This window comes from Xanthomonas sp. NCPPB 3583 (assembly GCF_041475715.2).
Lineage (GTDB): Bacteria > Pseudomonadota > Gammaproteobacteria > Xanthomonadales > Xanthomonadaceae > Xanthomonas > Xanthomonas euvesicatoria.
In genome coordinates, this window is sequence record NZ_CM191263.1 from 1,239,898 (window position 1) to 1,258,866 (window position 18,969).

General features: G+C 64.3%; 18 protein-coding genes, 1 tRNA gene, 1 other RNA gene and 2 pseudogenes. 14 read left to right on the plus strand and 8 right to left on the minus strand.

From position 1 onward, the window contains the following. Window positions 1–156 precede the first annotated feature (156 nt). Complete coding sequence (locus ACCQ07_RS05635; protein ID WP_218555758.1) at window positions 157–1,206, minus strand: glycosyltransferase family 9 protein; 1,050 nt, start codon at window positions 1,204–1,206, stop codon at window positions 157–159. A 20-nt stretch (window positions 1,207–1,226) separates the two neighbouring features. Here ACCQ07_RS05635 and ACCQ07_RS05640 point away from each other — a divergent pair, with 20 nt between their 5' ends. Genes ACCQ07_RS05640 through ACCQ07_RS05670 form a run of 7 tightly spaced genes read left to right on the plus strand, consistent with a single transcriptional unit; the run spans window position 1,227 to window position 5,340 of the window. Then, window positions 1,227–1,976: a 3-deoxy-D-manno-octulosonic acid kinase gene (locus tag ACCQ07_RS05640; RefSeq protein WP_008571294.1), complete on the plus strand. Its 750-nt coding sequence runs from the start codon at window positions 1,227–1,229 to the stop codon at window positions 1,974–1,976. Beyond that, window positions 1,976–2,725 carry an MBL fold metallo-hydrolase gene (locus ACCQ07_RS05645; protein WP_014089519.1) on the plus strand — a complete coding sequence of 250 codons (750 nt, stop codon included), beginning with the start codon at window positions 1,976–1,978 and terminating at the stop codon, window positions 2,723–2,725. The genes ACCQ07_RS05640 and ACCQ07_RS05645 overlap by 1 nt, the downstream gene beginning before the upstream one ends. After that, window positions 2,725–3,756 (plus strand): GTP 3',8-cyclase MoaA, encoded by a 1,032-nt coding sequence (gene moaA, locus ACCQ07_RS05650; RefSeq protein ID WP_218495979.1) that lies wholly within the window; start codon window positions 2,725–2,727, stop codon window positions 3,754–3,756. The genes ACCQ07_RS05645 and moaA overlap by 1 nt, the downstream gene beginning before the upstream one ends. After that, the gene (locus ACCQ07_RS05655; protein WP_033837258.1) at window positions 3,753–4,133 is read left to right on the plus strand and encodes a nuclear transport factor 2 family protein; all 381 of its coding nucleotides are present in this window, start codon (window positions 3,753–3,755) and stop codon (window positions 4,131–4,133) included. Before moaA ends, ACCQ07_RS05655 begins: the two co-directional genes overlap by 4 nt. A gap of 24 nt (window positions 4,134–4,157) precedes the next feature. Further along, window positions 4,158–4,655 (plus strand): cyclic pyranopterin monophosphate synthase MoaC, encoded by a 498-nt coding sequence (gene moaC / locus ACCQ07_RS05660; RefSeq protein ID WP_008571290.1) that lies wholly within the window; start codon window positions 4,158–4,160, stop codon window positions 4,653–4,655. Continuing rightward, complete coding sequence (gene moaD, locus ACCQ07_RS05665; protein ID WP_008571288.1) at window positions 4,652–4,897, plus strand: molybdopterin converting factor subunit 1; 246 nt, start codon at window positions 4,652–4,654, stop codon at window positions 4,895–4,897. The genes moaC and moaD overlap by 4 nt, the downstream gene beginning before the upstream one ends. Continuing rightward, window positions 4,894–5,340: a molybdenum cofactor biosynthesis protein MoaE gene (locus tag ACCQ07_RS05670; protein WP_029818813.1), complete on the plus strand. Its 447-nt coding sequence runs from the start codon at window positions 4,894–4,896 to the stop codon at window positions 5,338–5,340. Before moaD ends, ACCQ07_RS05670 begins: the two co-directional genes overlap by 4 nt. 386 nt (window positions 5,341–5,726) lie before the next feature. Here ACCQ07_RS05670 and ffs read toward each other — a convergent pair. Next, window positions 5,727–5,823, minus strand: an RNA gene (gene ffs / locus ACCQ07_RS05675) — signal recognition particle sRNA small type. A 391-nt stretch (window positions 5,824–6,214) separates the two neighbouring features. On the opposite strand from ffs, the gene ACCQ07_RS05680 reads away from it, so the two are divergent. The 3 genes and pseudogenes from ACCQ07_RS05680 to ACCQ07_RS05690 all read left to right on the plus strand — a co-directional run bounded on the left by ACCQ07_RS05680 (window position 6,215) and on the right by ACCQ07_RS05690 (window position 8,530). After that, a protein-coding gene (locus tag ACCQ07_RS05680) for an IS3-like element ISXca2 family transposase (protein WP_087944180.1) occupies window positions 6,215–7,323 on the plus strand; the annotation gives its coding sequence in 2 pieces (ribosomal slippage) (window positions 6,215–6,467 and window positions 6,467–7,323; 1,110 coding nt in all). Between the two features lie 5 nt (window positions 7,324–7,328). Continuing rightward, window positions 7,329–7,862, plus strand: a pseudogene (locus ACCQ07_RS05685) (RHS repeat-associated core domain-containing protein); the annotation flags it as partial. 455 nt (window positions 7,863–8,317) lie between these two features. After that, the gene (locus ACCQ07_RS05690; protein WP_144080866.1) at window positions 8,318–8,530 is read left to right on the plus strand and encodes a hypothetical protein; all 213 of its coding nucleotides are present in this window, start codon (window positions 8,318–8,320) and stop codon (window positions 8,528–8,530) included. A gap of 339 nt (window positions 8,531–8,869) precedes the next feature. Here ACCQ07_RS05690 and ACCQ07_RS05695 read toward each other — a convergent pair. From ACCQ07_RS05695 to ACCQ07_RS05705, 3 genes and pseudogenes are all read right to left on the minus strand, one after another. Continuing rightward, window positions 8,870–9,832: pseudogene (locus ACCQ07_RS05695) on the minus strand (IS1595-like element IS1595 family transposase). 229 nt (window positions 9,833–10,061) lie between these two features. Then, on the minus strand, window positions 10,062–11,582 hold the full coding sequence (locus ACCQ07_RS05700; RefSeq protein ID WP_071118309.1) for a site-specific integrase: 1,521 nt from the start codon (window positions 11,580–11,582) through the stop codon (window positions 10,062–10,064). An 85-nt stretch (window positions 11,583–11,667) separates the two neighbouring features. Continuing rightward, window positions 11,668–11,760, minus strand: a tRNA-Ser gene (locus ACCQ07_RS05705). 135 nt (window positions 11,761–11,895) lie between these two features. On the opposite strand from ACCQ07_RS05705, the gene dnaX reads away from it, so the two are divergent. The 4 genes from dnaX (at window position 11,896) to ACCQ07_RS05725 (ending at window position 15,416) form a co-directional block, all read left to right on the plus strand. Then, the gene (gene dnaX / locus ACCQ07_RS05710) at window positions 11,896–13,947 is read left to right on the plus strand and encodes a DNA polymerase III subunit gamma/tau (protein WP_372363881.1); all 2,052 of its coding nucleotides are present in this window, start codon (window positions 11,896–11,898) and stop codon (window positions 13,945–13,947) included. 6 nt (window positions 13,948–13,953) lie between these two features. Further along, the gene (locus tag ACCQ07_RS05715) at window positions 13,954–14,274 is read left to right on the plus strand and encodes a YbaB/EbfC family nucleoid-associated protein (protein ID WP_005913896.1); all 321 of its coding nucleotides are present in this window, start codon (window positions 13,954–13,956) and stop codon (window positions 14,272–14,274) included. Window positions 14,275–14,371: 97 nt separating this feature from the next. Continuing rightward, the gene (recR, locus tag ACCQ07_RS05720; RefSeq protein ID WP_011346623.1) at window positions 14,372–14,965 is read left to right on the plus strand and encodes a recombination mediator RecR; all 594 of its coding nucleotides are present in this window, start codon (window positions 14,372–14,374) and stop codon (window positions 14,963–14,965) included. Window positions 14,966–15,065: 100 nt separating this feature from the next. Continuing rightward, window positions 15,066–15,416, plus strand: coding sequence for a histidine triad nucleotide-binding protein (locus tag ACCQ07_RS05725; RefSeq protein WP_008571618.1), 351 nt, complete (start codon window positions 15,066–15,068; stop codon window positions 15,414–15,416). A gap of 117 nt (window positions 15,417–15,533) precedes the next feature. Here the strand turns inward: ACCQ07_RS05725 and ACCQ07_RS05730 are convergent, their stop codons facing one another. From ACCQ07_RS05730 to ACCQ07_RS05740, 3 genes are read right to left on the minus strand one after another with little or no spacing between them, the layout of a single operon-like run. Further along, on the minus strand, window positions 15,534–16,067 hold the full coding sequence (locus ACCQ07_RS05730; RefSeq protein ID WP_007968994.1) for a Slp family lipoprotein: 534 nt from the start codon (window positions 16,065–16,067) through the stop codon (window positions 15,534–15,536). After that, window positions 16,064–18,016, minus strand: coding sequence for a transglutaminase TgpA family protein (locus ACCQ07_RS05735; RefSeq protein WP_071118304.1), 1,953 nt, complete (start codon window positions 18,014–18,016; stop codon window positions 16,064–16,066). Before ACCQ07_RS05735 ends, ACCQ07_RS05730 begins: the two co-directional genes overlap by 4 nt. Beyond that, window positions 18,009–18,965 (minus strand): DUF58 domain-containing protein, encoded by a 957-nt coding sequence (locus ACCQ07_RS05740; RefSeq protein WP_008571614.1) that lies wholly within the window; start codon window positions 18,963–18,965, stop codon window positions 18,009–18,011. The genes ACCQ07_RS05735 and ACCQ07_RS05740 overlap by 8 nt, the downstream gene beginning before the upstream one ends. Window positions 18,966–18,969 lie beyond the last annotated feature (4 nt).

Here is an 18,969-nt window from a genome sequence, read left to right on the forward strand (position 1 = left end):
GAGCGCCCGCCGTCCACGCCACCCGGCAACTGCCGTGGTCAGTCTTGCTCGATCCTGTAGCGAGTGCGTCGTGGTGCTGCGCGCGGTGTCTGCCGCACCAACTATGCGGCGCTGTGGCTGTGGCGGCGATCGATTGCCGATCGCCGGTGCCGAGAATCAGCGTGAGTGGTCGGCGCGATAACGCTCGAAGGCGGCGATCGCATCGTCCACGGTGATCAGCGCCATCACCTCGTCGAATTCGATCTTCGTTCCCCAGCGTAGCTGGTCGGCTGGCTTGTGCAGGAATTTGCGCGCGGCGGCGTCGTAGCGGTCCACGCAATAGCGCACGTCCGAATACGGGCCGCTTCGTCGCGGGTTGCTGGCCGCATGCAGGCCGAGCACCTTGGTGCCCATGGCGTTGGCGATATGCATCGGCCCGGAATCCGGCGTGACCACCAGGTCCGCGCGCGCGAGCAGTGCGGGCAGTTGCTTGAGGGTGTCCTTGCCAACCAGATCCAGCACCGGCGTGCGTGCGGCCGCAACGATGGCATCGGCAGTGCTGCGTTCCAGGTCGCTGCGGCCGCCGCACAGCACGATCCGCCAGCCCTGCGCGGCGGCATGATCGGCCAGCGCGGCGAGGCGATCGGGATACCAGTTGCGACGCGGGTGGCTGGAGCAGGGCGAGATCATCAGTACCGGGCGGCCATCGTCGTCCCATTGCGCGCGTGCCCAGGCATGCGCCTGGTCGGGCACCGGCAGGTCCCAGCGCACCTGGGTCTGGCGCAGGCCCAGCGGCTCGGCAAAGCTGCCGATGACGTCGAGCACGTGGATGCCGGGGCGATCGGCGATGCGCTCGTTGACGAACAGGCCGTGCAGGTCCTTGGAGCGGCTGCGGTCGTAGCCGATGCGTCGCCGCGCCGGCACGAAGGCCGACAGCACATTGGCCCGAAAGGCCACCTGCATCTGCAGCAAGGCATCGAAGCGGCCCAGCGGTGCCAGCGACCGGCGTAGTGCGCGCATGCCGGCCACCCCGCTGCGTTTGTCGTAGGCGTGGAATTGCACGCCGGGCAGACCCTCGAGCAATTTCAGCCCGGCCTTGTCGATGACCCAATGCAGTTGGGTTTCAGGAAACCCGGCCTGCAACGTCCGTACCAGCGGCACCACGTGCGTGACATCGCCCAGGGCGGACAAGCGCAGCAAACACAGCGATGCGGGCGTTACAGCCATGGTGTTGTTAGACTCGATAGATGGTTTCTTTCGATGCCACCGAAGCGCTGGCGCCGTACCGCGAAGGTCGCGGGTATGGCGCCATTCTGTTCGACCGCGAACGGCTGCGGCAAGCCGATGCCAGCCTGTTTTCGCCGCAATCATGGGGCGACAGGGCGCGGCCGGTGGACGCGGGCGGGCGTGGCGGCGCGTGGTTCGTGGATGCGCCATTCGGGCATAGCGTGTTGCGGCAGTACCTGCGCGGCGGCATGGCCGCACGCGTGAGCCGCGATCGCTACCTGTGGAAAGGGGCAGGGCGCACGCGCAGTTTTGCCGAGTTCCGGCTGATGCGCGAACTGATCAAACGCAAGTTGCCGGTGCCGCGCCCGTTGGCCGCCTGCTATCTGCGCGAAGGCGTGGGCTATCGCGCTGCGCTGTTGATGGAGCGGCTGGAAAACGTGCGCTCATTGGCCGACCACGCCCAGGTGGCCGGTCGCGGTGCGCCGTGGGAGGCGACCGGCCAGCTGATTGCACGCTTCCATCGCGCTGGCCTGGATCACGCCGATCTCAACGCGCACAACATCCTGTTCGATGCCGGCGGGCATGGCTGGCTGATCGATTTCGACCGCGGCGTGCTGCGCATTCCGGCCACGCGCTGGCGCGAGCGCAACCTTAGGCGGCTGCATCGCTCGCTGTTGAAGCTGCGCGGCAACCGCAGCCGCGAGGACGTCGACAAGGACTATGCGCGCCTGCATCGGGCCTACGAACTGGCCTGGGGCCGGGGCTACTGATGGACTGGGGCTTGCGGGTGCAGGGAGTCGGCAATGCGTCGGCGGTGGCCCTTGGCTCGCCGATGGCCACGCTCGAGCGCGCCGGTGCGCCCTGGCTGACCATCGATTGCGGCAGCGAGGGGCTGACCGCCTATCAGGCCCACTATGGCCAGCTGCCACAGGCAATCTTCATCACCCACGTGCATCTGGACCATGTCGGTGGCCTGGAACGGGTGTTCGTCGACAGTTATTTTTCCGAGCGCCGCGGGCGCACGCGCCTGTACGTGCCGGCGCCGGTCGTGCCGCTGCTGCAGCGGCGCATCGCCGATTACCCGAATGTGCTGGCCGAGGGCGGGGCGAACTTCTGGGACGCATTCCAGCTGGTGCCGGTCGGCGATGCGTTCTGGCACGACGGCGTGCGGCTGGAAGTGTTCCCGGTACGCCACCACTGGCCCGAGACGGCATACGGATTGCGTTTGAAGGGGGCGCTGGTCTGGACTGGCGATACCCGACCGATCCCCGAAATGCTGAAGCGTTATGCGGACGACAGCGAGCTCATCGCGCATGACTGCGGCGTTCACGGCAACCCGTCGCATACTGGCGTGGACGATTTGGAGCGGGAATACCCGCAGGACCTGTTGAACCGCATGCTGCTGTACCACTACGCCAGCGACGCCGACGGCGATGTGCTGCGTGCACGTGGCCACCGCGTCGCCGTGCCCGGCCAATACCTTGCGCTGGCGAACCCGACCGCAGCGACGGTGCCCTGATGGGCGCCTTGCTGCTGCCGGATCTTGCCACGGCGCCGATGCAGGACCGCTACGGCCGTCCGCTGCGCGATCTGCGCCTGTCGGTGATCGAGGCCTGCAATTTCCGCTGCGGGTATTGCATGCCGGCCGATCGCGTGCCAGACGATTACGGCTTCGACTCGCAGCAGCGGTTGAGTTTCGATCAGCTGGAAACCCTGGTGCGTGCCTTCGTTTCGGTCGGGGTGACCAAGGTGCGCCTGACCGGCGGCGAGCCGCTGCTACGGCGCGACTTACCGAGCCTGATCGCACGGCTGACCGCGATCGAGGGCATCGAAGATCTGGCGCTGACCACCAACGGCACCTTGCTTGGGCGCCAGGCCGTCGCGCTGCGACAGGCCGGGCTGCGCCGCATCACCGTCAGCATGGATGCGCTGGAACCGGCGTTGTTCAGGCGCATGAGCGGCGACCGCGGCGAAATTGCGCAGGTGCTGGCTGGCATTGCCGCCGCCGAGCAGGCCGGTTTCCAGCGGCTGAAGATCAACTGCGTGGTGCAGCGTGGCGTCAACGAAGATCAGGTGCTGCCGTTGGTGGAGCACTTCCGCGGCACCGGGCACGTGCTGCGCTTCATCGAATTCATGGATGTGGGCAGTTGCAATGGCTGGACGGCGGATGCGGTGGTGACCTCGGCGCAATTGCACGAACGCATCCATGCACGCTGGCCGTTGGTGGCGCTGGACGCCAATTACACCGGTGAAGTGGCGCAGCGCCACGCGTTTTCGGATGGCGCTGGCGAAGTGGGCTTCGTCAGTTCGGTCAGCGTGCCGTTCTGCGGCGATTGCCAGCGTGCGCGCGTCTCGGCCGACGGGCATCTGTATACCTGCCTGTTCGCCAGTCAGGGCCACGACCTCAAGCCGGCCCTGGCCAACGGCGAGTCTGCGCTGGCGATGCATCTGCGCCAGCGCTGGAGCGTGCGTGGCGACCGCTACAGCGAAGTGCGCGCCTCGGTGCCACGGCGCGGCAAGCCGGTCGAGATGTTCTTGATCGGCGGATGAGCGAGGACGCGCTGCTGGTGCAGCTGCGCACGCTGGAGCTGCGTCTGCTCGATCCGCAGCAGCGTGCCGATGTGCAGGTGTTGGAAGCGCTGCTCGATCCGGCCTTTGTCGAGTTCGGTACGTCGGGCCGCCGGTACACGCGGAGCGAGGTGATCGCGGCCCTGCGCGCCCCCGGTGTCGCTGCCGAGTACTGCGCAGAAGACTTCGAATGCGCGCGGCTGGCACCGGATCTTGCGCAGGTGCGCTATCGGTCGGTGGATCGCCGTCAGGGTGTTGAACGGCAGGCCTTGCGCAGCTCGTTGTGGCGCAGCAATGCTGCCGGATGGCAGCTGCTGTTCCATCAAGGCACCTTGTTCACCGAGAATGCCGCATCCTGAGTGCCTGTCTTCGCGTCACTTCCCATGCCTGCAAATTCCCGCTCCGCCCGCCTGACCCATCTGGACGATGCCGGGCTCCCCACCATGGTGGATGTCTCGGACAAGGCGGTTACCGCCCGTAGCGCCACTGCGGAAAGCCGCGTGCGCTTTCCGGCGGCCGTGGCCGCACAGTTGCGCGCCAACGGCTTGCGTAGTGCCAAGGGCGGCATCGTGGAGACGGCGGTGATTGCCGGCACCATGGCGGTCAAGCGCACGCACGAATTGATTCCGTTCTGCCATCCATTGCCGATCGATGCCTGCCGTTTCGAGATCGACTGGGCGGGCGAGCAGCTGCTGGATATCCGTTGCACGGTGCGCTGCGTGCATCGTACCGGCGTGGAAATGGAGGCGCTTACCGGTGCCAGCGTGGCGGCGCTGACGGTGTATGACATGTGCAAGGCGTTGTCGCACAGCATGAGCATTGGTCCGACCAAATTGGTGTCCAAGCGCGGCGGCAAGCGCGACATCGGAGCGGCACAATGACCGCCACGGTGACGGTGCTGTATTTCGCCAGCCTGCGCGAGGCCGCAGGAATTGCCGACGAGCGCGTGCAGAGCGGCGCACAGGATCTGCGCAGCCTGTACGCGGAACTCGATGCGCGGCATGGCCTGCGCTGGACGCCTGCGCAGTTGCGTGTGGCCGTGGATGGCGCATTCGCGCGCTGGGAGGATGCGCTGCGCGATGGCAGCGAAGTGGTGTTCATTCCGCCAGTGTCGGGAGGTTGAGCGTGAGCGAACAGGTTGCAGCGATCTTTGCGCTTTCCGAGGTGCCGTTGCCGATCGATCGGCTGCGTGCGGGGGCGGAACATCCGCATGCCGGCGCGTTCGCCAGCTTCGAAGGCTGGGTGCGCAATCACAACGAAGGCCGCGGCGTGGCCGGCTTGCGCTACGAAGCCTATGCCGCGCTCGCACAGGCCGAAGGGCAGCGTGTGCTGGACGAAGCAATGCAGCGATACGCCATCGTGCACGCGCATTGCGTGCACCGCGTGGGCGAGCTGCGTATCGGCGACATGGCGGTGTGGGTCGGCGTCAGTGCGGCGCACCGTGGCGCCGCATTCGATGCGTGCCGCTACATCATCGATGAGGTCAAGGCGCGCGTGCCGATCTGGAAGCACGAGCATTACCTGGAAGGCGACGCGGATTGGTTGCATCCCCAATCGCAACCGTAGCAGGCGGATGCGGGTCCGGCGCGCACCTGCGCGCGAGCCGGCGCCGGCCTTGCATAGCCGCGCGGCGCAGCACGAGCTGACTGCCGCTTTTTGCTGGATCGATCGTGCGCAAGTCGATGCTCCGGGTAGCTCGCCTGGAGTCTTGCGAAGTTGGGGTGGTGTCCCCGCCGGTTGACCTCGGCGCCCGCATCGCGCCGTGGGAAACACTCACGTTGCGGGGATGGGGGCGCCGTCGCCACGGCGGGTACGAATGACTGGTCAGCTTTTCGCCTCGGCTTTGCGCATGCGCGCAGCGCTGCACGTGATGATCGTAGTTGTTCGATCAATCGCGCCCAAGCCAGAGGTTCCAGCTAGTTCGCCTGGCATTGCCGAAAGTTGGGGTGGTGTCCCCGCCGGTTGACCTCGGCGCCCGCATCAATCGATACCGTTGCTGCCTTCCGGCCCTGGCGGGATTTTCGATCTAGCGTCGCGAGGGACCGACGGGGCCACCATAAGACGTGGGCCATTGGCATGGCCCTGCGATTTGCGACATGGGTGTCATTGCGCAAATCATGAAACTGGCGGAGAGAGGGGGAGGGGGCTGATCCCGCCCGAACGTCCTGATTCTCCTGCAGCCACGCAAACCAGGAAGGCGTCCTGTTTTTTATGGTTCGCCATTGTAGCGGGTCTGGCATGCTCGCCGCTAGCCTAGAATGGTGATGAGGTCTGGCTCAGAGTCTGTACCAGTGAGCTGATGACTGACCCACTCCGAAAAACCGTGCCGACGTAAAGTAGAGACTTCGCCCCGCATGGGCCCCGTGTGTCGACTCCCCGTAAACTTGATCCAGCCATAACTAGAGGTCTCCGGGCACACTAGCCATCAAGGAGACCACCAATGCGCAAGAGCAAGTTCACCGATAGCCAGATCGTCGCCACGCTGAAGCAGGTCGAGGGTGGCCGCCAAGTCAAGGATGTGTGTCGTGAGCTAGGGATTTCCGATGCGACGTACTACGTCTGGAAATCCAAGTACGGCGGCATGGAGGCCGCTGATGTGCAGCGCCTTCGCGACCTGGAGACCGAGCACAACAAGCTCAAACGCATGTACGCCGAGCTGGCGATGGAAAACCATGCATTGAAGGATGTCATCGCAAAAAAACTGTAGACCCGGCGCACAAGCGCCCGCTTCTGGCCTGGCTCATCGAGCAGCATGGCTGGAGCGAGCGCCGGGCCTGTTCGGTGGTTGGCGTGGCGCGCTCGACGATGCGCTATCAGCGTCGTCCCGATCGGGATGATGAGGTTATCGCGCTGTTGTCCGAGTTGGCCGAGCGTTTTCCTGAGCGTGGATTTGGAAAACTTTTTCAAATCATCCGCCGTCGCGGACATGTGTGGAACCACAAGAGGGTCTGGCGCGTGTATTGCCTGATGAAGCTCAATCAACGTCGTCGCAGCAGGCGCCGGGTACCGACGCGTCATCCACAGCCGCTGGCCTGCGGTGATCGCCCCAATGCTGGATGGTCGATCGACTTCATGTCCGATGCGTTATGGGACGGTCGGCGTTTTCGCACGTTCAATGTCATCGACGATTTCAGTCGGGAAGCCTTGGCGATCGAAGTGGACCTGAATCTTCCGGCCGCCCGCGTCATCCGCACGTTGGAACGCATCGCAGCTTGGCGCGGCTATCCGAACAAGCTACGTTTGGACAACGGGCCGGAATTTGTCGCGCTGGCCTTGTCCGAGTGGGCCGAGCGTAAGGGCATCGCCTTGGACTTCATTGAACCGGGGCGTCCGATGCAGAACGGTTTTATCGAACGCTTCAACGGCAGCTACAGGCGCGGCGTGCTGGACATGCATCTCTTCCGCACGCTGAGCGAGGTCCGCGAACAGACCGAACACTGGCTTGCCGACTACAACCAACAGATCCCGCACGACAGCCTGGGCGGACTAACGCCCGCTGAGTTCCGTGATCAACATCAACCGCAGACCTCTAGTTTTAGCTGGCATTGAATTGCGGGGAGTCGACAATGAATTATCGCTACAACGGTAAAGGCGAGCAGGTGCGCCGCTTCCTCGGCACCACCAACACCTACACGCTTTATGACGAATCAGGCCATTGGCTGGGCGACTACGATAACAACGGCGTGCCTAAGCAACAGGTGATCTGGCTGGACGACCTCCCGGTCGGCCTGCTTGCTAACGCCAACAAGCTGCACTACATCGAACCCGATCACTTGGGCAGCCCGCGCGTGGTGGTTGACCCGGTTCGTAACGTGGCGGTGTGGAGCTGGAGCCTAAAGGGCGAGGCCTTCGGCAACACGGCGCCGAATCAGGATCCGGATGGCGATGGAGCGGCGTTGGTGTTGGATATGCGGTTCCCAGGGCAGCGGTTTGATGCGGCCAGTGGACTGAATCAAAATTACTTCCGGGACTACGACTCTGCTACCGGGCGGTATGGGCAGAGTGATCCTCTCGGCTTAAGAGGTGGAATTAGCACATACGCCTATGTAGGCCTAAACCCCTTCTATGCCAGTGACCTTTTCGGGCTTGAATCGCCTGGTTGGTGGTCTTTCCCTCCTGGAAAGCAACGAGAGGACTGGCGGAGAGCCCAAACATCTGGTTATAAAGGGGAGCTCAATGCTCAGTTTGGCGTTGCAGCTTCTTACGGTAATTTTGCTGCGGGCGGGGGCGGCGAGGCAGGTGTTGCTCTCGATACGGCTCTAACAGTGTGCGTTTACGTGAAGGGTTGCGGGGCATCCCCGGTAGCCGCCGGGTTCATTGGGGGGCTGGCGGGCTCAGTTAGCGGTTCCTGCGGAACTGGCGAATTGTCTTCTGGTAAAAGCCAATCAATGCAACTCCAGCTTGGTGCTTTTGAAGGGGGCGGTTTGAAGGGGTCCGTGGAAATTGGGAAAAGTGGTGGGGCGAGCGTGGGTTTAAACGGTGGCGTGGGAGCCCAAGCTTCAGGCGGACTACAACAATGCGCAACTAAAATGTGGTGCACTAAATGAAATACAAATCCGTAAGAGGCGATAAGGCTCTGCTGGCCGGCGCCGGCACATTTTGTGTTTGCCTGATAATAGCGCTACTCCTGTTTTTTTTGAAATATCAAAAAATAATTGATGTTCCTTTTATATTTTTTGGATTCCTTTCTATAGTAATGGCGGTGGCAGTAATCTTCACTGCCCAGCATGGGTTAAATAATTACTTAAGGAAGTGAATTAGTGTCGATGAAGTATTTAACCAACTGTCATGCGCTCCTTGTGACGATTTAGCTAAGTGCGCCGAGCTGTGAAGAGGGCGGTGATCGGCGAGTGAAAATTTAATCTTGCTGATGTGCTTGTCGTTGGCATTATTCGTGGATTTTTGGTCATGGTGATTTCGAGTGCGAAAAGACGAGTGATGTCTCTGTCGCAATTTTCAGTCGATAGCGAAGGGAGACGTTTACCTAGGATGGGTCATTGTCAGTAGTTCCCAGTGAGTAGCTTTTTATTTAGAGGATTCCATTGCGAGCTCAAAAGTCCATTGCCTCCTAAAATTTCCTGATTAGCCCTGACTCTCAGCCATGAAAATTGCTCGCTGCACGCAGGACCGGCTCTGGACATGGGTTGGATTGCATCATGGCCGTGGCAAGTCGCGGCAGCATCTCGCGCAAGCGGAATCGACGATTAAAACGATAGGCCGCTTCTCCCAGGTAGCGCCTTGCGTATTTGCCTTGCGCGATAGCGTGATACACGCCGCTGATGGCGCGTTTGAGATTGCCCAGCACCACGTTGAGCCAACGTGCACCGGCCGTTTCGGTCGCGGCACGACCACCGCCAGTGTCCAGCGTGGTGTGCGCGTGGCCGGCGTCTTCCAGCCGGCGGAAGCAGGCCAGCCCATCGGTGTAGACCTCGCATTCGGGCGCCAGGCGACGGGCAATCCAGTCCTGCAGCGAGGTGTTGTCGAAGCTGCGCACCGGCTCAATCACCACAAAGCGCGGCGCGGTGAAGGTGGCATCGGTCTGCACCGCAATCAGGAACGCTTGTTTGTTCTCTGATCCGCGTCCGGCCTTGCCACCGTTACGCTCGCCGCCGAGATAGGCATCGTCGATCTGCACGAAACCCGCCAATTTCCGCGTGGCTTCACGCTCGGCCATGACCTGCATGATCTTGTGCTTCATCCGTCAGGCCGTCTTGTAGTTAACCCCCAGATGACGCATCAGCTCCAGTGCGGCCATGTTGGTTTTGGTCGAGGTCAACAGGTGCAAGGCCAGCATCCAGGTGCGCAGCGGCAGTTTGGTGCCTTCGAACATCGTGCCTGCCATCAGACTGGTCTGATGCCGGCACGCGCTGCATTGGTAGTAGATCGCAGCACGCCGCTTGAAACGCGAGCGCACGCGCCCGGCACAAACAGGGCAACGAAAGCCCTGCGGCCAACGCCACGTGTAGAGCGCGCGATAGCACTTGGCCTCGGTGCCGTAGAACGCGAAGAACTCAGGCATCGACAATCCAGCCTGGAACTGCACCGCATTGATGCTCATCACGTCACCTCGTTGGCTTCAGAGTGACAGCAGCATCCACCCAGCGCGGCGCAGATCCTGCGACTGGCGGCTGAAGGTCAGGGCTAATCAGGTAAAATTTTTGATCAATCCCTCGATTAGAACGTTCCTCGTAAAGGCTCTAGACCTTCACATCGAGCGGCAGGTCGATGGACTTTGTCGCAATCTGCCATCACGGCGGCGCGGGATTCGTGCGGAAGTCTGGGTGTGCTCATGTGGATTGCTTCCTTGGCTTCGAGGGTTTCTTGCTCGGCGGTGGTTCTTTGAGCAACGGTAGGAGGGCAGGAAGACCGAGGCCGTAGGCCAACACCGAGAGCCCCGGCGATACGCTCCCCAGGCCATTGAGTTTCTCCTTGGCGGTGAACGCCCGGCTGTAAGTGACGTGGTGCTCGTCGTCCAACTCGTGGCCGACCAACTGAGCCCGGAGCTCGGACACCACGCCCGCGCCCTGCAACTCTTGAATCAAGGTCTTGCGGAGCGAGTGGAAGCCGCGCTTGGCCGTGGGCCAGTTCTTGCCCACCTCGGCCAGGTGTCGGCTGAAGGCTTTGGAAATCCAGTTGCCTTGACCGTTCTTGGCGTCGGCTTTGGCCGCTGGGAACAAACGTTCCTGTCCTTGGGCGCGCGCATGCTCGACCCAGTCCAGGAAGCCCAACGCGAGTAGGTCAGGGTGGACCGGCACCGTCCTCAAGCTCACATCCGTTTTCACCTTCTGATGTTCGCCCTCGTCCGAAATCTGGATGCAAGGGATACTGCCGTCCTCCACCACATCGGCGGTCAGCAGTTGGCCGACCTCCGACGCGCGGGCACCGGTATACAAGCCAATGAGGGAGGCCCACCGCGCAGCCAAGGGCAGACCTTCGAAGGCGGCCGGCGCGAACAGGGCCTGGACCTGGTGGGCGTCGTAGGCTTTGAAGGCGAACTTGCGCCGGGCCCGCTTCTCGCGGGTGGAGTAGCTCACGTGCCCAGACGCAGGGTTGTCGCCACGGGGGTAGTGGCCGGAGGCTTGGGCCCACTCGAAGAACCCGCCCTTGCCGCCGATGTAGGACTGCTTGTTGGTGAGCGTGGGTGTAGAGGCGCCTTTTTCCCGCATGTCCTGATACCAACGCGCCAAGTCCGAGCGGGTGACCGTGTGCAGCTTGGTCTTCTCGCCCAAGAAGCTGGTCAACAGCTCGATGGCGGTCCGCTTGATGGTCCAGGTCTTGGGCAGGGTGCTGCCCTTGAGGCTGTTCAGCCAGGCGTCTCGGGCCTTCCCGAGCATGATTGATTCGAGGGAAGGTTTGGTTACCCGCCTCGGCGTGGGGAGAGGCGGCACGTGCTGTTGAATCAGCTCCCCCAGCGCGCTGGGCTGCGGGGCGGTGAGCGCCATCAGCTGCTGGAAGAGTGTGACGTCCTCTGGGGTGTCGATCTGCCATTGCTCGGTGATCGACCCGTCCGCCGAGCGCGTCCGATTCAAGGTCAGCTCCTGCGGGCGTTGGGTGCCGGTCAGGCGCGCCAGAAGCGCGTCCAGGTCGTCGTCTCGGCTTTGCATGCGTCGTTCCTTCAACACAGTGAAGACCTGAGCATAGCGGGCGGCCAGGGTCAGCGCGCGCAGTCTTGCCTCGCGCATGTCGTAGGTGTGCAGGGTGCGTTTGAAGGTCTGGCGACCCACGATGGGCTGCAAATCGACCGGCACACGCTGTCGGTAGGACCAGAGTCCGGAGGGGGCTCGAACAAGATGATGAGGGATGCGCATGGGCGTCGTGTGTTCCGACTTGCGCAGCTGCAGCCAGTTTTTACGCTAACAAAAAACCCCTGATTTCTCAGGGGTTTGCGTATTCTGGCGGAGAGAGGGGGATTCGAACCCCCGAAGCGCGGTTTAGACGCTTACACACTTTCCAGGCGTGCTCCTTCAACCACTCGGACACCTCTCCGTGCCTGCCCGACCGTGGTCGAACAGGGCCGCAAATTCTAGCGGTCGCCGGCCCGTACCACAAGCTGAATCTTCCAGCCGCAGTCGCTGAGACCGGGCATGGCACAATATCGGCTCAAACAGAGCCGGTTGCCCGATGTCTTATCTCGTTCTCGCCCGCAAGTGGCGCCCGAAGCGTTTTGCCGAACTCGTAGGCCAGGAACACGTGGTCCGCGCGCTCAGTAACGCGCTCGACAGTGGGCGCGTGCATCACGCGTTCCTGTTCACCGGCACCCGTGGCGTGGGCAAGACCACCATCGCGCGCATCTTCGCCAAATCGCTCAATTGCGAGACCGGCACCAGTGCCGATCCCTGCGGGACGTGCCCGGCCTGCCTGGACATCGACGCCGGGCGCTACATCGACCTGTTGGAGATCGATGCCGCATCCAACACCGGCGTGGACGATGTGCGCGAGGTGATCGAAAACGCGCAGTACATGCCCTCGCGCGGCAAGTTCAAGGTCTATCTGATCGACGAAGTGCACATGCTGTCCAAGGCGGCGTTCAACGCGCTGCTGAAGACGCTGGAAGAGCCACCGGAGCACGTGAAGTTCCTGCTGGCCACCACCGACCCGCAAAAATTGCCGGTGACGGTGTTGTCGCGCTGCCTGCAGTTCAATCTCAAGCGATTGGACGAAGACCAGATTCAGGGGCAGATGACGCGCATCCTGGCCGCTGAACAGATCGAGTCGGATCCGTCGGCGATCGTGCAGCTGTCCAAGGCGGCCGACGGCTCGCTGCGCGATGGTCTGTCGCTGCTGGACCAGGCCATCGCCTATGCCGGCGGCGCGCTGCGCGAGGATGTGGTGCGCACCATGCTGGGTACGGTCGATCGCACCCAGGTCGGCGCGATGCTGCAGTCGCTTGCCGATGGCGATGGCGCGCGCCTGTTGCAGGTGGTGGCCGCGCTGGCCGAATTTTCGCCCGATTGGAGCGGTGTGCTGGAGGCCCTGGCCGAGGCCCTGCACCGGGTGCAGGTGCAGCAGTTGGTGCCATCGGTGGCCTTTGTCGGCGACGGGATCGACCCGACGCCGTTTGCGGCGCAGCTGCGGCCGGAAGTGGTGCAGCTGTGGTACCAGATGGCGCTCAACGGGCGACGCGACCTGTATCTGGCGCCCAGCCCGCGCGCCGGTTTCGAAATGGCAGTGCTGCGCATGCTTGCCTTCCGCCCCGCAGCGGCGGTGCCGGCTGGCGGCTCGGACGACGGTCGCGGTGCCACGGCGGGCGGTGGTGCGCGTTCTGGCGCTGCCGGCGGTCAGGCTGCTGCGCCGGCAGCGGCAGCGCCCGCCGTAGTGGCCTCGCCTGCTGCGGTGACGGATACGATGCCGGCTGCGGAAGCGTCCTTGCCGGCATCAGCGACCCGGGCAACGCCGATTTCGGCTGCGCCTCCCGTTGTCGTGCTTGCCCCCCAAGAGTCTTCTCCGGCCAGCCGTGCGTCTGCAGCCAGTGCGCGTAATGACGACACGCCGCCGTGGGCAGTGGACGATGCGCCGGTGCGTGCGCAGGTCGCGCCGGCACCCGACGCGATGGCCGTGCTTGCGCCCGAAGCGGCGATGGCTCCGCCATCTGCCACCGTCGAGCTCGCGCACCCCGATGCGATTGCGTCCGACGCTGCGGTGGAGGCTCCGGCTTCGGTCGCAGTGTCGTCGCTTGTCGAGCCCTCGTCGCTTGAGGAGCCAGCGGTGGTCGCGCCATCGGCAACGGCAGGGGCTGCATCAGGCTCGGCGACCGACGCGACGGCCCTGCTCGATGACGGCCGCATCGCCGATGCCGAGCAATGGCTGGAGCTGGTCACGCGCAGCGGCTTGAATGGCCCGTCGCGGCAGCTGGCCGCCAACGCCGCATTCATCGGCCATCGCGATGGCGTGCTGCGGCTGGCGCTGGCGCCTGGCTTCGAATATCTGAACTCTGAGCGCTCCATCGCCAACCTCGCGCAGGCGCTGGCACCGGTGTTGGGAAACCCGCCGCGCATCGTCATCGAAACCGGCAGCGCCGATGTCGAAACCTTGCACGAGCGTGCCAACCGCCAGAAAGGCGAGCGCCAGAGCGCGGCCGAAACAGCCTTCATGAACGACCCGACGGTGCAGTTGCTGATCCAGCAGCAAGGCGCGCGGATCGTGCCCGATTCCATCCGCCCTTACGACGAGTAACGACCCATGCGTGGAAATATTGCCCAACTGATGCAGCAGGCGCAGAAGATGCAGGAAAACCTGCAGCGCGCCCAGGAAGAACTGGCCAAGCTGGAAGTCACCGGCACCGCCGGTGGTGGCATGGTCAGCGTGACGCTGACCGGCGCCAAGGAGTGCCGCAAGGTGCGCATCGACCCGAGCATCCTCTCCGACCAGGAGATGGCCGAGGATCTGATCGCCGCCGCCTTCAACGACGCCTCCAACAAGATCGACGCCGAATCCAAGGACCGCATGGGCTCTGCGACCGCCGGCATGCAGTTGCCGCCGGGCATGAAGTTGCCGTTCTAAGCGAGGGGATTCGGGAGTGGGGATTCGGGATTAGCCAAGCGCAAAGGCCTTTGCCGTTGCGAATCCCAAATCCCGAATTTCCAATCCCGGCCACCCAATGTCCACTTTGCTCGAACAACTGATCGAGGCCTTCCGGGTATTGCCCGGCGTGGGCCAGAAGTCGGCCCAGCGCATGGCCTATCACGTGCTCGAGCGCGAGCGCGAGGGTGGGCGGCGGCTGGCCGCTGCGTTGGGCAACGCGGTGGAAAAGGTGGGGCATTGCGTGCAATGCCGCGACTTCACCGAATCGGAAATCTGCACCATTTGCGCCAGCAGCAGCCGCGACCGGCAGCAGCTATGCGTGGTGGAGTCGCCGGCCGATCGCCTGGCGATCGAACATGCCACCGGCTACCGCGGGCTGTATTTCATTCTGCAGGGGCGCCTGTCGCCGCTGGATGGCATCGGCCCGCGCGAACTGGGGCTGGATCGGCTCGGCGAGCGTCTGGCTGCCGGCGAAGTGACCGAAATGATCATCGCCACCAATGCGACGGTCGAAGGCGAGGCCACGGCCCATTACCTGGCGCAACTGGCGCGCCAGCACGCAGTACGCCCAAGCCGGCTCGCCCAGGGCATGCCGCTGGGTGGCGAGCTGGAGTATGTGGACCGCGGCACCCTGTCGCACGCCTTCGGCACCCGCAGTGAGGTGCTTTGAGGGCCGGGATTGGGGAGTCGGGATTGGGGATTCGCAAAAGCCGGTCGGCGCGCGCGGTAAGCTTTGGCCAATCCCGAATCCCGAATCCCGAATCCCGTCTATGACCGACACCATCTTCGGCAAAATCATTCGTCGCGAAATTCCGGCCACCATCGTTTACGAGGACGATGAGGTGCTGGGCTTCGAAGACATCGCGCCGCAGGCGCCGGTGCATGTGCTCTTCATTCCCAAGCAGCACGCCTTTCCGACCCTGGACGATGTGCCGCCGGAGCAGGCGCTGCTGGTTGGCAAGCTGGCCATCGCAGCGGCGACCTATGCGCGCGCACAAGGGCTGGCGCAAGACGGCTACCGCATCGTGATGAATTGCCGCGAGCATGCCGGCCAGACGGTGTTCCATCTCCATCTGCATTTGCTGGCCGGTGCGCCGCTGGGCCGCTTCGGCACGCCTTGACGCGTCGTCGGATCGCGCGTTGCGCGCAAGCCGCGTCATGCAGCGATCGTCGTGCACAAACAAAAACGCCGCTCCCTGCGAGCGGCGTTTTTGCGAGTAACCCAGGTCAGCGGCGCATTACCACCAGCCGCGGCCCCAGCCCCAACCGCCGCCCCAGCGCGGGCCCCACGGGTCGCCCCACGGGCCATACGGGTAAGCCGGCACGACTTCCACGTCGCGCACGACCGGCCACAGGTAGACCACGTCGGCATTGACCTTGGGCAGCTTGTAGTCGTATTCGCCGATCTTGGTGGTTTCGTAGCCTTCGATCTTGCCGATGAAGGTCACTTCGCGGCCCGGCTCGAACACCGCCGGATCGTAGAAGCCCGAGCGGCAGGCCAAGAAGCGGCCATCGCTGGCATCCACGGCATTACGGTCGGGGCGACCGCTGGCATTGAGCGGGCGCGAGATCAGCTCGAAGCAGGTCTGGCCCTGGCCAGGCGTGGTCTTGATGATCTTGCCACCCCAGCGCACGGACGTGCCGACCTGGGCGCTGGCAGTTGAATCACTCGGACTGACCGCGGGGAACTGGCCCTGCAGCGGCTTGGGTGCGGTGGCGCAGGCTGCGAGCCCGAGCACAGCGATAAGAGGAACAAGAAAACGGGTACTCATGAGGAAGCTCCGGTTCGCGGGCGATGCTGCAGCAAGTCTTTCAAGAGAGTGGCGCTGTCCGAATCAGCGCCAGCGTATCGCGCGGCAGCGAAACGTTGGCTGAGTGCCAACAGTGCCGTATTCGGGTGTGAGCGGGCGACACGTTGCGCCCACACACCGGCCGGTTCGTGCGGTTCACGGGCAAGGCCGAGCTTGCGGTAGCGGCGGCTCAGCCGGTGCCAGGCGCGCAGCAACGGGTCGCGCTCACGTTCGCCACGTGCCAGCAGCCAGCCCATCCACGCCAGCGCGCTTACCGCGAACACGCCGAAGATGGCGGCCAGCTGCGAGGTGTCCAGGCGATCGATGCCGAAGGGTTGCAGCAGCCGTTGCTGACGGTCGGCATCGAAGGACAGCACCAGCTCGTTCCAGCCGCGCCGCAGCCAGTCGCTGACCTGGCCCAGCCTGGCCCATGTGCCGAGGTCGGCGAAGTCGTTGCCGCCGCCGGCTTGCAGGCGATCTTCGAGGGTGTCGTAGATGCGTTCCGGCGCCACTGCGGCGGTGGGGTCCACGCGAACCCAGCCACGCCCGGCCAGCCAGACTTCGGTCCAGGCGTGCGCGTCCATGCGGCGTACCACCCAGTAATTGCCCAACCGGTTGTAGGTGCCGCCGGCATACCCGGTCACCACGCGCGCCGGGATGCCGGCCGCGCGCATCAGCACCACGAACGAGGAGCTGAAGTGTTCGCAGAAACCGGCCTTTTGCTGAAACAGGAACTCGTCGACGCTGTTGCGGCCGAGCAGCGGCGTGTCCAGCGTGTAGGCGAATTCTCGGGTGATCCACTGCAGTGCGCGCTGCACCACCGCATCGTCGTTGTTGCCGGCCTCGCCACGCCATTGCCGTGCCAGCGTCAGCGTACGCGGATTGAAACCGGGCGGCAGGGCAAGTGCACGCTTGCGCAACTGGTCGGGCAGGTCGGTATCGAAGCGCGTTGGCGGTGCCGATTGCAGGTCCCAGCGCGTCAGTGCGCTTAACGGCCGTTGCGCCAACAGTTCGTAGTCCGGCGATAACTCGGCGTTGGGCACGCCCTGGGTAGGCAGATCCAGCGACACCAGCTGGCGGCGATCGGTGGGCTCGTAATCCAGGCGATAACGGTAGGTTTGCGGACCTGCGGTGACCGAAGCGGGCTGACCGCGGCCGGTCCAGCGCGCGCGCTGCCAGGTGCGGCCGTCGAAGTCCCACATCACCGGGCCGCGCCAGTAGCGCTGTTGCGGCGGCGGCGCCTTGCCGGCGAATTGCACGCGCAAGGCCGGGCTGTCGTCGGCCATCAGGTCGATCCATTCGCCCGGCGACATGTTGTCCGACAGGCCAGGCCGGGATAGCGCGCGCTCGGGCACGCCCCACAGCGGCGCACTCAGCCGCGGCAGCAACCAGAACGTGGCCAGCGCCAGCGGCACGCCGATGGCAACCAGCTTGCCCATACTGCGCAATTGCAGGCGCAGGGCCGGCGTGGCGGCGTGGTGTTCTTCGTCGGCCAGCCGCTGCATGCTCAGCAAGGCGCTGACCACCGCCAACAATGCCAGGCCCATCGTTGCCGGGCCCTGGTCGAGCAGAAAGGCGGCAAACGGTGCGAACAACGCAAAACCCAACAGGCTGCGGGCATCGCGCAAGGTGCGCAGTTCGGAGGCCTTGATCGCCAGCATCGATGCCAGCACCGCGCAGCCGGTGTCGCGGCCAAAGCGCATGCCGATCTGCCAATACACCGCCGCCAGCATTGCGATCACCAACAACAGCCGCACCGGCGCCATCAAGGTGCCGCGCCAGCTCAGCACGCCGACCAGCACCGCCGCCACCGCGACAGTGGCCGCAAGCAGGCCGGGCAACTGCAACAGCAGCGGGGTCAAGGCCAGCCAACTGGTGGCCAGTACCCAGGCGCGGCTGGCCTGGCTGATCGGGGGCGAGGGCTCAGTCATGCGGAAGCAGGGCCAGGGCGCGTTGGCACAGGTGGTGGTGCGAAGGTCCTTGCGCGGGACCTAACGGTGGCTGGCCAGGCAACAGCAGGCGATACCGGCGCCCGTCGCGCTCGGCCAGGTTGACCCAGCGGGCAAGGCGCGCAATGCGGCGCTCGTACGGCAGCGCGCTGAGCGCCCGCCAGTCCAGTGTGACGTCGATTCCCAGCGGTTGTTCGTATTCGCGCACCAAGAGGGTGTCGCGCCGTGCCGAGTGTTTCCAGGAAATGGTGCGCGGAGCGTCGCCAGCGCGATACGGGCGCAGCTGGTGCAGCTCTTCGCCTTGCGCATGCAGACGCGTCTTGTTGGGCGAGCCCGTCCCCTCGGGCAGCGCCGGACCCTGTTCTTCGGGCCGGGGGTAGGCCAGCAACGGCGTTTCCGGCCATACCCACGACCAGGCGCGCACCAGGCCCAGCGGCTGGGTGCTGGACAGGCGGATGCGCTCGATATCCTGCCAGCCGCGGCGCTCGGTCGGCACCAGCAGGTCGATCTCGGCCATGTCGTGCTCGATCAACGCACAGAAGCCGCTGCTGTCCAGATGATCCAGCCGCAGCCCGCGTCGTAAGCGGGTATCGCGACGCGCCAGCGACACCCGCATGCGCAGCGGTTCGCCGGCGACCACCGGTTCTGCCGAGACCGCTTCGATACGCAGTGCCGATAGCTGCAGGTGCGCCATGATGCTGCTGGCGATCCCGGCCGTGGCCAGCAACAGCGCGAGCAGCAGCGCCGGATTGTTGTTGTAGTTCAGTGCGCCGAGCAGCATCGCCAGCAGTAACGCCGTGACGAACAGCCCGAAGCGGGTCGGCAACACATAGATGCGCCGCCGATCCAGCACGATCGGCAAGCCCTCCGCGCCCCGCGGCCGCGCCAGCAGGCTGAGTCGGCGGACGATGCCGCGCAGGTGCGCGCGCACCAGG